Here is a 12,617-nt window from a genome sequence, read left to right as displayed (position 1 = left end):
CTTGCTTGAGTTTTCACACGGCGCATTGTAAGTTCTGACGTACCTCACGACTCACGTCGACAGGACTCCATACTCGATGCCGAACGACGGTCGATTGATTAGAAGAAATCAGGGACAGCCACGTCGTCTGCGCCGATGGCAAGTCATCGTGCTTGGTGTGATGGCTGCCATGATCGTGGGTGCCACGACGGTTGCGGGGGTCATTTGGCATTTTGCCCAAGATCTACCCTCGCTCGATCTGCTCCAAAACTATCAACCGAGTTTGGTCACGACCGTCTATTCAGATGATCGTCAGCCGATCGGCCAATTCTTCATTGAGCGTCGCATTCTCACCCCGCTGGCCGACATTCCGAAGACCCTAACGCAAGCGGTCATCGCGACGGAAGACGCGCGGTTCTTTGAGCATCCGGGATTGGATTATGTCGGCATGTTGCGTGCCGCCTGGACGAACATTCGGCATGGGGGAAAGAAGGTCGAAGGCGCCAGTACGATCACGCAACAATTGGCCCGGTCGCTGTTCTTGTCGTCGGAACGCTCCTATGAGCGAAAAATTCGCGAGCTGATCTTGGCATACAAGATGGAAGCTGTGTCGGGGAAAGAACAGATTCTTGAGACCTATCTAAACCAGATCTACTTTGGTCAGGGGGCCTATGGTGTTGGATCGGCGGCACGCTCCTATTTTGACAAGGACATTCGAACGCTGACCCTGGCTGAATCGGCCTTCCTGGCAGGGCTTCCGAAATCACCCAGCAAGTTTTCTCCCTTCACCGCGTATGATTTGGCGAAGAAGCGGCAGGAGCATGTGCTCGCTCGCATGGAGGAAGTGGGGTTCATCACTTCAGCGGAACGAGAAGCGGCGGTTCGGGACAAGCTGAATTTTCATCGACCGGGAAGCGAACATCTCGCTCCATATTTCGTGGAATATGTCCGGCAGCTGCTTGTGGCGAAGTATGGGGAGTCGATGGTGTACAAGGGGGGGCTCCAAATCTATACCACCTTGAATTTGGAGATGCAGCGAGCGGCTGAAGCGGCTTTCTTGAACGGCGTTCGCGAGCTTGATAAGCGGGAAGGGTGGCGAGGGCCAAAACGAACCGTGGATATTGCCACGTTCCAACCTTCGGACCTTGCCTCCGGAGAGCAATTGCTCAAGGCCGGCTATGTGGGTGAAGGGGTCGTCTTAAAAACTACCAAGGACCACTACCTCGTTCAGGTTGGGCCGTTCACCGGGAAATTGGCCTTTGACGATATGGCTTGGGCGAAGCGGATTCTCAAAGGGCCGGATCCGACGGTGGATTTTGTCGTCAATCCCAACGTGAAGCAGCTTTTGAAGCCCGGCGATGTCATCGAAATCGGGGTGAAGAAGCTGACGAAAGATGGGGTGCTTCTGTCGCTTGAGCAGACCCCTATCGTGGAAGGGGGACTGATTGCTATCGACCCTAAGTCGGGGACGATCCGCGCGATGGTTGGTGGCTATGATTTCTCTCGGAGCGAATACAATCGTGCGGTGCAGGCCCACCGGCAACCGGGATCAGCCTTCAAACCACTGATTTACGCCACTGCAATGAGTCAAGGTTTGAGTCCGGCTACCCAGATCCTCGATGCACCGGTGGTCTATGAGCAGGAAGAAGAGGACAAGACCTGGAAGCCGGAGAACTATGGCCGAAAGTTTCACGGGATGGTGAGTCTCCGTGATGCCTTGGCTCAGTCGCACAATCTGGCGACCGTTCGGTTGTTGGATAAGGTCGGCGTAAAAAACGTCATTGAGTTTTCCCGTGCCGTCGGCATCACGAGCCTGCTTCCGGCTGACCTCTCGCTGGGGCTCGGGACGTCGTCTCTGAGCTTGGTAGAGTTGACGTCGGTGTATGGCGTGTTCTTGAATCAGGGGAGCCGGGTGGAGCCCTTTGCGATCAGAACGGTCAAGGACAATACGGGCAAAACGCTGGAGTCCACCGAACCTGAGTCACATGAAGTCATCTCGAAAGAAACGGCCTACCTGATCACGAATATGATGGAAGATGTTGTCCAGAAAGGGACCGGGCAGGCTGCGAAAACGCTGGGTCGTCCGATCGCGGGGAAAACAGGGACGACAAATGACTACATCAACGCGTGGTTTATAGGTGGCACTCCGAACTTGGTGACCGGTGTATACGTGGGATTCGACGACCGGCGGTCGCTCGGAGAGAGCGAAACCGGAGCTCGGTCGGCTCTGCCGATTTGGACGGCCTTTATGAGAGAAGCGCTTAAACAGCTTCCCATCGTCCCCTTTGAGATTCCAGACGGGGTTACCTTTGTCAAAGTCGACTCTTCGACGGGACTTCTGGAGGCCGACCAGGATGGCGACGGTCAATCGGGAACTGTGGAACTCTTCGCGAAAGGGAGTGAACCGACTCAGGCGGTCCAACGCCGCCTCGACCCAACCGATTTTTATAAGCTGGATCAGATTCCTGAAGGGCAACCGACCGGAGACACCGATCAATAGGATTTGGGCTCGCGCGGGGAGGCTGTGCGGGGTGAGGAAACCTTTGAAAGTTGTGTCAGCTCCCCGTTTTACGATTTCGACTCTTGATACTCTTCATGCCACGCCATCTGGATCGTTTCTAAAATCTTTTCGTTCGATTTCTTGGGATCATCTTTGAAATCGGGTAGTGCCACGATCCAGGCATGCATATCGGTGAAACGTACGGTCAACGGATCCGTCTCAGGGTGTTCTTCAACCAACCGGATGGCGATATTTTCGGTGTCCTGCCATTTCAAATCCATCTTGAGCTCCTTACGTATCTCGTCGTTCGTGAAGCGTGATGCGAAAGACGTTTCACGAGCAACGCTTCATGTCACCTCGGTGACTTTTTTCCCTTGCAGACTTTTCTTAAGCGAATCGTCCAGCATGACCACGTTCAAATGTTTTGCTGCCTGTTCGAGTGCTGCCATCTGTGCACGGATGGTACGGGGATCCGTACCGTCTTTCGCTGTCCCCAGTTGAGAGACTGCGGTTCGAATACGCTCGGCCTCGCTCACTGTGATCAGGTGTCCTGCATCCACTAGCGACTTCTCGGTCGTCTTCAGCAAGGCCTCGGCGTCCAATCGGGCTTCGATCAATTTCCGAGCATTGACATCATCGGCGGCAAACTTGAACGAGTCTTCGATCATCCGCTCCACTTCCGCGTCAGAAAGCCCATAGGAAGGTTTGACTTCGATCGACTGGCTCTGACCGGTTCGCATATCGGTTGCCGTAACATTCAAGATGCCGTTGGCATCGATCAGAAAGGTTACCTCGATACGCGGGACGCCGGCCGGAAGAGGCGGCACTTTCAGTCGGAATCGTGCCAGACTCCGGTTATCTTTGACGAGCTCGCGCTCGCCTTGAAGAATATGAATATCCACACCAGTCTGTCCGTCGACATACGTTGTGAACAGTTCCTTGGCGCTTGCTGGAATCGTGGTATTCCGGCGGATCAAACTGCTCATGACACCACCCATCGTTTCGATGCCGAGCGAAAGGGGCGTCACATCTAACAACAGCATGTCCGTCGTCCCCCCGCTCAGAATATCGGCTTGTACGGCGGCGCCGAGTGCGACGACTTCGTCCGGATTCAAGTAACAATGCGGCGCCTTTCCAAATAGCCCCTCGACACGTTGGCGAACCAATGGCATGCGAGTGGAGCCACCCACCAAGACCACTTCGTCGATGTCTTTTGAAGTGAGTCCGGCATCTTTAAGCGCCATGCGGCAGGGTGCTAAGGTCCGTTCAATTACACGTATCGTCAAAGACTCAAGCTGATTGCGTGTCAATTCTCTAGTGAAGTGTCCCTTGTCGTCTGGCAGTTCGATGGTGATTGTGGTTGTGAGATCATCAGAAAGGCGAATCTTGGCTCGCTCTGCTTCCAATCGAACGGCCTGCACATGGTCAGGGTACCCAGTCAAGTCGATCCCATGCCGTTCTTGGATTTGTCCGATGAACAGCTCGACCAGCAGCCGATCGAGATCGTCTCCTCCTAGGTGCGTATCGCCATTCGTCGCCAGTACCTCGAAGATGCCGTCTTTGAGCTTCAAGATTGAAATATCGAAGGTGCCGCCGCCGAAGTCATAGACCGCGATCGTGCCCTGTGTTTTCTTCTGAAGTCCATAAGCGAGTGAGGCCGCGGTCGGCTCATTGATGATGCGTAGCACTTCGAGGCCGGCAATGAGCCCCGCATCTTTCGTGGCCTGCCGCTGGCTATCGTTGAAGTAGGCCGGAACGGTAATGACGGCTTTTGTAATGCTCTCTCCGAGGTGCGCCTCTGCCCGCAGCTTTAACTCCTTGAGGATCATGGCGGAGATCTGTGGCGGTGAATAGTTTTTTTCACCAAGCCGAATTCTAATCACTCCACCGGATTCCGTGAGTGTGTAGGGGAAGTGGGTCAGCTCATTTTGGACATCGGCCAGCCCCTTCCCCATGAATCGCTTGACGGAATATACCGTCCGCTCTGGATTCCGCGTTAAGTGTTCTTTGGCTGAATCTCCGACAATCAACCCATTGTCCGTCAAGGCAACAACCGAAGGCACCATCGTCCGACCGTTGCGGTCTGGGACCACGCAAGGCTGGCCGTCTTTCATATAGGCGACTAGCGAATTGGTTGTGCCGAGATCAATTCCAACGATACGTGCCATAGCGAAGCTTGTGAAGAAGGTTGTGTGGCGTGTTTAGGTGATCGTTGCAGCCAGGTCGTTGACGATGCTGGTGATGTACGTTCGGTTTGAGAGGAGATCACGCATCTGTTTCAGGAGCTGGTCTCGTTCTGCCCGCGCCTGACTTGTCGCTTCACCACGGTCTTGCAACTGGTCCCACTCTGTAAATAGTCGATGCAGTTGAGATTCCATCTCCTGCTGGCGTTGTTCCAGTGCCCGTTGTTCGGTCTCAAGGGCGGCACGAAGATCACGACCTTCCTGCGAATCGCGTTCCGATGATCGGTAGTCGCCCAGCGTATCTTGGAGTTCCAAGATCTCTTCAAATAGGTCGGCTGGAGGAGACGTTCGAATGTTTTTCACGGATCCGGCTTCGAGGCCCAATAAATATTCGGCTCGTTGAATGGGGTCACGGAGTGTGCGATAGGCCGTATTCAGGACAGCGGCATTGCCGAGGCTGATTGTTTGTTCCGCCGAACTTTTCGTTTGATAAAAATCAGGATGGAACGTCCGGCTCAACTCGTAGAACTTGGCCTCGAGTTTCTTTGGATCAAGCATGAGACGTCGGGGAACCCCCAAGCATGTAAAGTAGTCGGTCTCTTTCGAAACCGGCTGGACTTTGACGCACCGTTCGCAGAAGTATTCTCCCGTGACGGCAGACTGGCAGTGCCAGCACATGCTCCTGGCCATCTGCAGTCCACGCGCTCGAGGCGACTCTGGTGTATGTTGATCCATAGCGGAAACCGGTATAGTGCTCGCTGCACCAAATCAGGTAACAACTCGTTGGGAATCAGGCCGAGAACGATTCTCCGCAGCCACAGGTCTTATTGGCGTTGGGGTTGAGGAACTTAAAGTTTCCCCCCATCAAGTCTTTTTGATAGTCCAATTGGGTGCCTTGGAGATAGATCGCACTTTTCGCGTCGACGATGACTTTCACCCCGTTGATTTCGTATACCTGGTCATACTGTCCGATCTTGTCGTCGAAATTGATTGTGTAGCTCAAGCCCGAACAGCCACCGCCTTTCACGCCGAGGCGAAGGCCGCCTTCCTCGATCCCTTGCACGTTGATCAATCGCTTGACCTCTTTCACGGCAGCGTCGGTGAGTGTGATGACCGGAGCCTGCGTTTCTATATTCGTCGTGTCCATAGGGTACTCCCTTCGTGACCGTTACTTGGTGCCGGACGTTTGCCCGTCAGATTTTTTCTGATAATCAGCTAATGCGGCTTTGATTGCATCTTCCGCGAGGACCGAACAGTGAATCTTGACCGGCGGCAGATTGAGCTCCTGGACGATGTCCGTATTCTTGATCTGTTGCGCTTCTTCAATCGTTTTGCCCTTCAGCCATTCGGTGGCCAGGCTGGAGCTGGCGATGGCCGATCCGCAGCCGAACGTCTTGAACTTGGCATCGACGATCGTATCGTTCTGCACCTTGATCTGGAGCTTCATCACATCGCCGCACTCTGGCGCCCCCACCATACCGGTGCCCACACCCTCTTCATCCTTTTTAAAGCTCCCCATGTTACGGGGGTTGTTGAAATGATCGACGACTTTGTCGCTGTATGCCATGGTATCCTCCGAAATAAGCGAGTCTGGTTTTAGTTTAGTGCGCGGCCCACTGAACGGATTTCAGATCGACCCCTTCCTTGGCCATCTCATAAAGCGGGGACATTTCCCGCAACTTCGTCACGATTTCAATAACCTTCTTAATCGTATAGTCGATCTCGTCATCGGTGTTGAAACGGCCCAAGCCGAAGCGGATCGACGAGTGGGCGAGCTCGGTCCCCACTCCAAGTGCACGCAAGACGTATGAAGGTTCCAGCGTGGCCGAGGTGCAGGCTGACCCTGATGAGAGCGCGATGTCTTTCATGCCCATGAGTAAGGACTCGCCTTCGACATACGCAAAAGAAATGTTGAGATTGCCAGGCAGCCGGTTCGTCGGATGACCGTTGAGATAGCTTTCCTCCAGAGCCGCCATGATCTCGGTCTGCAGCCGGTCACGCATCTTGGTCAGCCGGGCCGCTTCTGTCGTCATCTCTTGTTCGCAGAGCTCACAGGCTTTTCCGAATCCGACGATCAGCGGAACAGGTAAGGTGCCGGACCGCATGCCGCGTTCATGCCCGCCGCCATCCATCTGGGGCGCGATCCGCACGCGCGGGTTTCGTTTTCTGACGTAGAGGGCCCCGATCCCCTTAGGACCATAAATTTTATGGGCTGAGAACGACATAAGGTCGATCCCCATGGCCTGGACATCGACCGGGATCTTGCCGACGCCTTGAGTGGCATCGCAATGGAACAAGATGCCTTTCGATTTGGCAATCTTCCCGATCTCCGCGATGGGATTGATCGTCCCGATTTCGTTATTCGCCAGCATGACGGAGATGAGGATTGTCTTGTCGGTGATGGCGTTCTGCACGTCTCGTGGATTCACCATGCCGTATTTATCAACCGGCAAATACGTCACGGTTGCGAGGCCCTTGGCTTCCAGAGACTTGGCGGTATCGAGCACGGCCCGATGTTCCGTGGACGACGTGATGATGTGGGTGCCTTTTTCTTTATACATCTCCAGGACGCCCTTTAGGGCGAGGTTGTCCGATTCGGTGGCGCCGCTGGTAAAGACGATTTCCTTGGCATCAGCCTTGATCAGTTTCGCGATCCGTTTCCGAGCCTCTTCCACCGCTTCTTCAGCCGCCCAGCCAAAGGCATGGTTACGGCTGGCCGCATTGCCGAATTTTTCAACGAAGTAAGGCAGCATGGCCTCCAGCACGCGCGGATCCATGGGAGTGGTGGAATGGTTATCGAGGAAAATAGGAAGCTTCATCGTTCAACTCCTTGTGCCGAAGGAGACTGAATTGAAATCAGGGGCGTCCCCCCCATCATGTCTCCCAACGTCATGTTGTTCAGTAACTGGTAGATGCTGTCTTGGATTTTCAAGAGCGGCGTGCGGATGTTGCAGTGTTCACGCTGCATGCAGAAGTCTCCGTCTTTTTCGTGTGAGCAATCAGTGATGGCCAGTGGGCCTTCGATGCTTTCGAGGATCTGTGCGATAGTGATCTGTCTGGCGCTCCGTGCCAGGAGATAACCGCCCTTGGGACCATTGTGGCTCTCGATCAAGCCGTGCTTTGAGAGAAGCTGAAGGACCTTCGCTAACAACTCGAGCGGAATATTATATTCTTCAGCGATCTCTTTCGTGTTCACCACCCGACCAGGAGTGATATCACCAAACTGTACTGAGGCGATGTGCTGGAGTGCCATCAGCGCATAATCAGCTTTTTTTGATATCTTCAACATCGCTATTGCCGATCGGTCAGATCGGAGACTATAATGATCTCCGATCAATATGGTCGCACTAAAGCTACCATGCAAATTTGAATTGTGTCAATACGTGACAAGAATCTAATCCGTCTCAGAAAGGAACAGGCACATGGGTGGGACGAACCCGTACATTGAGAAAGCCGATTACGAACTTCCTAAGGTCTCCTATTCCATCACATTCATTCAGCCCAACGGAAGCTCAACCACTGTTGCGGTTGATCCGGAAAAGATTCCCTATGGTGTCACTGGGCTGCCAGGGAGCATTTTAGATATCGCTATGAGCCATGGCGTGGATCTGGAGCATGTCTGTGGTGGAGTCTGTGCCTGTTCGACCTGTCACGTGATTGTGAAACAGGGTTTGGAAAGTTGTAATGAAGGCACCGATGACGAATATGATCAACTGGATGAGGCTCCTATGACAACGCTCCAGTCTCGTCTGGGTTGCCAATGTGTCCCGAATGGAAAGGCGGATATCGTCGTCGAAATTCCCGCCGTGAATAAGAATCTCGTCAGGGAGGGACACTAATGGGTCTGTTTGGTTGTAAGGTGAATCTTTATTTGGCTCATGACAAATGAAGAATCCTGTGCGAATAACGATTCACGAATAACTCCAGTTAATCGTATGTCTCTACCTTCACCTCCTTTCGATCGTACCCTTGTTCCATGAAATAGGCCCGTAGAGGACGGACGAAGGCTTTGGTTCCACAGAGCATGGGGACCACTTTCGGTTGACCAGTGAGCAGCGGTGTCAGCATTGCCAAGGTCTTCTCGACGGCCTGGGATCCGCTCTGTTCGGCTACAATCGGCAGATAACGAAACGATGGCTGCTGTACGGCCATCGTGAGCCATTCTTGGTGGAACAGAACCTCCTTTTCGCTAGGGGCCACGGCAATTAAAAGGACCGGCGTATGAATTTTCTCAAAAAACATTTTCTTCAACAGGCATCGTATCGGAACAAGGCCTGTGTAGCGTCCAATCAGAATAAGTTCTCGATCGAGAGTCTCAGGAAGAATGAATCGTCCATATGGTCCGGATAAGCTAATTTCATCGCCTGACTTCAGCTGATACAGATAAGCAGAGCCGAGTCCCTCGGGCACCAGATCGAACACCAACGTTAACTCACCATAGGGTGAGGAAGGGTCGGCAATCGAGTAGGCCCGATTGAGTGGCGGCTTGGGCCCTACAGGAAGTTGAAGGGATACCCATTGTCCAGGTTGGAACGCAATCTTTGCAGTCTTGGGCTTGATCACCAGCTGGCGGACGTGGGGTGTGAGATCTGTTGCGGACAGCACTGTGGCAGGTTGCGTCTGTTCTGCCATCCCCGTCTCCTCCGGCATCCTCATAGCAGAAGCCGTGGAGAGATGGAAGTACTTCGGCGGTGTACAAGGATTTTCTCAGCGTGGTATAGATGTGCGGTTTCGTCTGTGTGAAGAAGGGATCATACTGTTATGAGTGAGATTCGCGTTCGATTCGCTCCAAGCCCGACAGGCTTTTTGCACATCGGCGGTGTGCGCACGGCCCTCTTCAACTGGCTCTTTGCACGCCAGCAAAAGGGTGTTTTTATTCTTCGCATCGAGGATACCGATCAAAGCCGGTCGACCACTGAGTCCATTCAGGCCATTATCGACGGAATGAAATGGGTGGGGCTCGACTGGGATGAAGGGCCGTTCCGTCAAACGGAACGGATGGATTTGTATCGCAGCCATGCCATGAAGTTACTTGAGACGGGGCACGCGTACTGGTGTATCTGTAAGGCGGAAGAACTGGAGGCTCGGCGAAATGAGGCTGAAGCCAAAGGGCTTTCTCCTCGCTATGACGGCCGCTGTCGAAATGCGCAGATCACCACTCCTCCTGCTGATGCCGCGCTCCGCTTTAAGGCGCCGCAAGAGGGGCACATTATCGTCGATGATCTGATTAAAGGCAAAATTACCTTCGAGAACAGTGCCGCCGATGACCTCATTATTCTTCGATCCAACGGCTACCCGACCTACAATTTTTCGGTCGTCGTCGACGATGCATTAATGCGCATCACGCATGTTGTGCGGGGGGACGACCATCTGACCAACACGCCGCGGCAGATTCCGATTTTCGAAGCCTTGGGGTTTGCCGTTCCGCGCTTTGGTCATCTCCCGATGATTCTGGGCTCGGACAAAACGAGGCTCTCCAAACGCCACGGGGCGACGTCGATCATGGCCTATAAGGACATGGGATATCTGCCCGACGCCATGGTGAATTACCTGGTTCGACTTGGTTGGTCCCACGGCGATCAAGAACTCTTTACTCGGCAGGAGCTCATCGAAAAGTTCTCGTGGGGTCATGTCCAGAAGGCAGCGGCCGTGTTCAATCCGGACAAGCTACTCTGGGTAAATGCCGAATACATTAAAACGAGCCCACCGAGCTCTGTGGCCAAGGCCCTGGTGCCATTGCTGGAACAAGCAGGGTTGACGATGGAGGTCGAAGCGGTATCGGAGGAGTGGCTCGCACAGCTGGTGGTCTTGGTGAAGGAACGGGCGAAGACGTTGATCGACATGGTGGAGTGGGTAAAGCCCTATTTCGGACAAGTTGCTCCATTCGAGGAAGAGGCGGCTAAGAAATTTCTTACACCGGCGGTGGCTCCGTTGCTGCAGAGGCTGGTCACGCGCTTTGAGGCGTTCCCCAGCTTTTCCAAACCAGCATGGGAAGAAAGCTTCAAAAAGCTGGTCGAAGAGGAAGGTATCAAAATGGGCGCATTGGCCCAGCCGGTTCGCGTGGCACTCACCGGGCGAACGGCAAGCCCAGGACTTTTTGAGGTGATGGAAGTCTTGGGACGGGAGCGGACGCTGTTTCGTTTGAGAAAAGGAATCGAACATGTCTCGATAGGCTGAAGGATTTCCCTTGTCAAACCCGCGGCTATCTTGACGGAATTGCGATTGATATATTACTGTGAACCTCGGTTGGGGGATCGTCTAGCGGTAGGACGTCAGTCTCTGGATCTGACTACCTAGGTTCGATTCCTAGTCCCCCAGCCAAAACTTTATCTCTCGTCCCATATCCACGCATGATTTCCGTACCGCGCTGGGGGATCGTCTAGCGGTAGGACGCCGGCCTTTGGAGCCGGCTACCTAGGTTCGATTCCTAGTCCCCCAGCCACTTTCCTACAAACTCCTGAAATTCCCAGGTCGCCTGTTATTGCAACGACGCCATGTCGATCACGAATCGAAACTTCACATCGCCTCGGAGGACCCGTTCATAGGCTTCGTTGACCTGTTGGATGGGAATCACTTCAACATCGGACTCGACTTGGTGTTGGGCACAGAAGTCGAGCATGCGCTGTGTTTCTTTGATGCCGCCGATCAGGGAGCCGGCCAGACGCCGTCGCTTGAAAATGAGCGAAAAGGCCTGGACCGGAGTCGGCACTTCCGGTGCCCCGACGAGGATCATGGTCCCGTCGGTTTTGAGAAGGTTCAGGTAGGCGTTGTAATCATGTGGGGCAGAAACCGTGTCAAGGACGTAGTGGAAATACCCTTGGAGCTTCGTAAATGTCTGAGGGGCCGACGTCACTGCAAAGTTTGCTGCCCCCAGCCGCTTCGCATCTTGCCGTTTGCTCTCCGAAGTGCTTAGGACGGTCACCTCCGTTCCCATGGCTTTGGCGATTTTGACCGCCATGTGACCTAGCCCGCCAAGCCCGACGACGGCAAGTTTGTGGTAACGACCGACACCCCATTGCCGTAGGGGGGAGTAGGTCGTAATGCCTGCACAGAGCAATGGGGCTGCCCCGGCCAGTGAAAGCGTCGCTGGGATTCTGAGGACGTACCGCTCATCCACGACGACCTGGTTTGAGTAACCGCCCTGGGTGATCTGGCCTGCCTTGTCTTGTCCACTGTAGGTCCAGAGGGTGCCTCCGTCGCAGTATTGCTCCAGTCCTTCTCGGCAGGCCGTACAGGTTCGGCAGGAATCTACGAAACACCCGACACCGGCTCGATCGCCAATCTTAAACGTATTCACCGCTGTTCCGACTTGCGCGACGGTTCCGACGATCTCATGGCCGGGCACCATCGGAAACAGAGAAATGCCCCATTCGTTGCGGGCCTGATGAATATCGGAATGGCAGATGCCGCAATGCGAAATCGTAATCAGCACATCGTGTGGGCCGACATCGCGCCGTTCAAACGAAAACGGCTGCAATTTTTCCTTTGCGGCCATTGCGGCATAGCCTTTGGTCGGGAACATGACGGTCCTCCTTTGCACGGAAGAAATGATCGTCAGACCTTAGCAAGTTCAATGTGGCTCTGCCAACCGCAAAAGGTGAGGAGCTCTCCAGGAATTGGGTGGCGTAGTCGGCGGATTCTGCCAAATGGGAACGAGCTCGACGTTGTGGCGCTCAAGCGCTCGGCTGGGGGCTGTCTGTACCGTTCTGACTTTCGGATGATTCCAGAATGGTCCATTCCGTGGTCAAGCTCGGACCTGGGATGCGATAATGTTCGGTGGCCCACGTTCCTAAATCGATCATCTGGCAACGTTCTGAGCAGAAAGGACGCCAGGAGTTGCCTTCCACGTTGTAGGCCTGCGACAGATTGGGCAACGCATGTACGCCTCTCTAGCGCTGGGGAGCTTGCTGAGCCTTTTCAACCTTGGCCCATGCATCTTTGAGCGACACGGTCCG

General features: G+C 54.1%; 12 protein-coding genes, 2 tRNA genes and 1 pseudogene. 5 read left to right on the top strand and 10 right to left on the bottom strand.

Going from position 1 to position 12,617, the window contains the following annotated elements:
• Positions 1-76: 76 nt before the first annotated feature.
• A complete protein-coding gene (locus tag ACYX34_RS19445; protein ID WP_462078233.1) occupies positions 77-2,479 on the top strand; it encodes a penicillin-binding protein 1A in 2,403 nt (800 codons plus the stop codon).
• Between the two features lie 68 nt (positions 2,480-2,547).
• Here ACYX34_RS19445 and iscX read toward each other — a convergent pair whose 3' ends face one another.
• The 7 genes from iscX to ACYX34_RS19410 form a co-directional block, all read right to left on the bottom strand.
• The gene (gene iscX / locus ACYX34_RS19440; RefSeq protein WP_462078232.1) at positions 2,548-2,760 is read right to left on the bottom strand and encodes a Fe-S cluster assembly protein IscX; all 213 of its coding nucleotides are present in this window, start codon (positions 2,758-2,760) and stop codon (positions 2,548-2,550) included.
• 66 nt (positions 2,761-2,826) lie between these two features.
• Entirely contained in the window at positions 2,827-4,647 is a 1,821-nt protein-coding gene (dnaK, locus tag ACYX34_RS19435) for a molecular chaperone DnaK (protein ID WP_462078231.1), read from the bottom strand.
• Positions 4,648-4,680: 33 nt separating this feature from the next.
• A complete protein-coding gene (gene hscB / locus ACYX34_RS19430) occupies positions 4,681-5,352 on the bottom strand; it encodes a Fe-S protein assembly co-chaperone HscB (protein ID WP_462078230.1) in 672 nt (223 codons plus the stop codon).
• Positions 5,353-5,452: 100 nt separating this feature from the next.
• Positions 5,453-5,809: a HesB/IscA family protein gene (locus ACYX34_RS19425; protein ID WP_462078229.1), complete on the bottom strand. Its 357-nt coding sequence runs from the start codon at positions 5,807-5,809 to the stop codon at positions 5,453-5,455.
• A 21-nt stretch (positions 5,810-5,830) separates the two neighbouring features.
• A complete protein-coding gene (iscU, locus tag ACYX34_RS19420; protein ID WP_462078228.1) occupies positions 5,831-6,229 on the bottom strand; it encodes a Fe-S cluster assembly scaffold IscU in 399 nt (132 codons plus the stop codon).
• A gap of 34 nt (positions 6,230-6,263) precedes the next feature.
• Positions 6,264-7,481 carry an IscS subfamily cysteine desulfurase gene (locus ACYX34_RS19415; protein WP_462078227.1) on the bottom strand — a complete coding sequence of 406 codons (1,218 nt, stop codon included), beginning with the start codon at positions 7,479-7,481 and terminating at the stop codon, positions 6,264-6,266.
• The gene (locus ACYX34_RS19410) at positions 7,478-7,951 is read right to left on the bottom strand and encodes an RrF2 family transcriptional regulator (RefSeq protein WP_462078226.1); all 474 of its coding nucleotides are present in this window, start codon (positions 7,949-7,951) and stop codon (positions 7,478-7,480) included. The genes ACYX34_RS19415 and ACYX34_RS19410 overlap by 4 nt, the downstream gene beginning before the upstream one ends.
• 133 nt (positions 7,952-8,084) lie before the next feature.
• Between ACYX34_RS19410 and ACYX34_RS19405 the strand changes: the two genes are divergently transcribed.
• Positions 8,085-8,501 (top strand): 2Fe-2S iron-sulfur cluster-binding protein, encoded by a 417-nt coding sequence (locus tag ACYX34_RS19405; protein ID WP_462078225.1) that lies wholly within the window; start codon positions 8,085-8,087, stop codon positions 8,499-8,501.
• A gap of 88 nt (positions 8,502-8,589) precedes the next feature.
• Here the strand turns inward: ACYX34_RS19405 and ACYX34_RS19400 are convergent, their stop codons facing one another.
• On the bottom strand, positions 8,590-9,294 hold the full coding sequence (locus tag ACYX34_RS19400; protein ID WP_462078224.1) for a ferredoxin--NADP reductase: 705 nt from the start codon (positions 9,292-9,294) through the stop codon (positions 8,590-8,592).
• Positions 9,295-9,423: 129 nt separating this feature from the next.
• On the opposite strand from ACYX34_RS19400, the gene gltX reads away from it, so the two are divergent.
• From gltX to ACYX34_RS19385, 3 genes are all read left to right on the top strand, one after another.
• The gene (gene gltX, locus ACYX34_RS19395) at positions 9,424-10,839 is read left to right on the top strand and encodes a glutamate--tRNA ligase (protein WP_462078223.1); all 1,416 of its coding nucleotides are present in this window, start codon (positions 9,424-9,426) and stop codon (positions 10,837-10,839) included.
• A 70-nt stretch (positions 10,840-10,909) separates the two neighbouring features.
• Positions 10,910-10,983, top strand: a tRNA-Gln gene (locus tag ACYX34_RS19390).
• 47 nt (positions 10,984-11,030) lie between these two features.
• Positions 11,031-11,104 (top strand) — tRNA-Gln (locus tag ACYX34_RS19385).
• A gap of 36 nt (positions 11,105-11,140) precedes the next feature.
• Here the strand turns inward: ACYX34_RS19385 and ACYX34_RS19380 are convergent.
• Positions 11,141-12,184 (bottom strand): NAD(P)-dependent alcohol dehydrogenase, encoded by a 1,044-nt coding sequence (locus ACYX34_RS19380; RefSeq protein ID WP_462078222.1) that lies wholly within the window; start codon positions 12,182-12,184, stop codon positions 11,141-11,143.
• Between the two features lie 151 nt (positions 12,185-12,335).
• A pseudogene (locus ACYX34_RS19375) lies at positions 12,336-12,541 on the bottom strand (DNA gyrase inhibitor YacG).
• Positions 12,542-12,617: the final 76 nt, after the last annotated feature.

Source organism: Nitrospira sp. CMX1, from assembly GCF_054902215.1.
Note: the sequence above shows the minus strand (reverse complement) of the source record. Positions and strands in the feature narration are given on the sequence as shown.

Excerpts from the sequence above, each read along its gene's own strand:
- ACYX34_RS19445 (WP_462078233.1), top strand. The coding sequence starts at position 77 with ATGCCGAACGACGGTCGATTGATTAGAAGAAATCAGGGACAGCCACGT.
- iscX (WP_462078232.1), bottom strand. The coding sequence starts at position 2,760 with ATGGATTTGAAATGGCAGGACACCGAAAATATCGCCATCCGGTTGGTT.
- dnaK (WP_462078231.1), bottom strand. The coding sequence starts at position 4,647 with ATGGCACGTATCGTTGGAATTGATCTCGGCACAACCAATTCGCTAGTC.
- hscB (WP_462078230.1), bottom strand. The coding sequence starts at position 5,352 with ATGGCCAGGAGCATGTGCTGGCACTGCCAGTCTGCCGTCACGGGAGAA.
- ACYX34_RS19425 (WP_462078229.1), bottom strand. The coding sequence starts at position 5,809 with ATGGACACGACGAATATAGAAACGCAGGCTCCGGTCATCACACTCACC.
- iscU (WP_462078228.1), bottom strand. The coding sequence starts at position 6,229 with ATGGCATACAGCGACAAAGTCGTCGATCATTTCAACAACCCCCGTAAC.
- ACYX34_RS19415 (WP_462078227.1), bottom strand. The coding sequence starts at position 7,481 with ATGAAGCTTCCTATTTTCCTCGATAACCATTCCACCACTCCCATGGAT.
- ACYX34_RS19410 (WP_462078226.1), bottom strand. The coding sequence starts at position 7,951 with ATGTTGAAGATATCAAAAAAAGCTGATTATGCGCTGATGGCACTCCAG.
- ACYX34_RS19405 (WP_462078225.1), top strand. The coding sequence starts at position 8,085 with ATGGGTGGGACGAACCCGTACATTGAGAAAGCCGATTACGAACTTCCT.
- ACYX34_RS19400 (WP_462078224.1), bottom strand. The coding sequence starts at position 9,294 with ATGGCAGAACAGACGCAACCTGCCACAGTGCTGTCCGCAACAGATCTC.
- gltX (WP_462078223.1), top strand. The coding sequence starts at position 9,424 with ATGAGTGAGATTCGCGTTCGATTCGCTCCAAGCCCGACAGGCTTTTTG.
- ACYX34_RS19380 (WP_462078222.1), bottom strand. The coding sequence starts at position 12,184 with ATGTTCCCGACCAAAGGCTATGCCGCAATGGCCGCAAAGGAAAAATTG.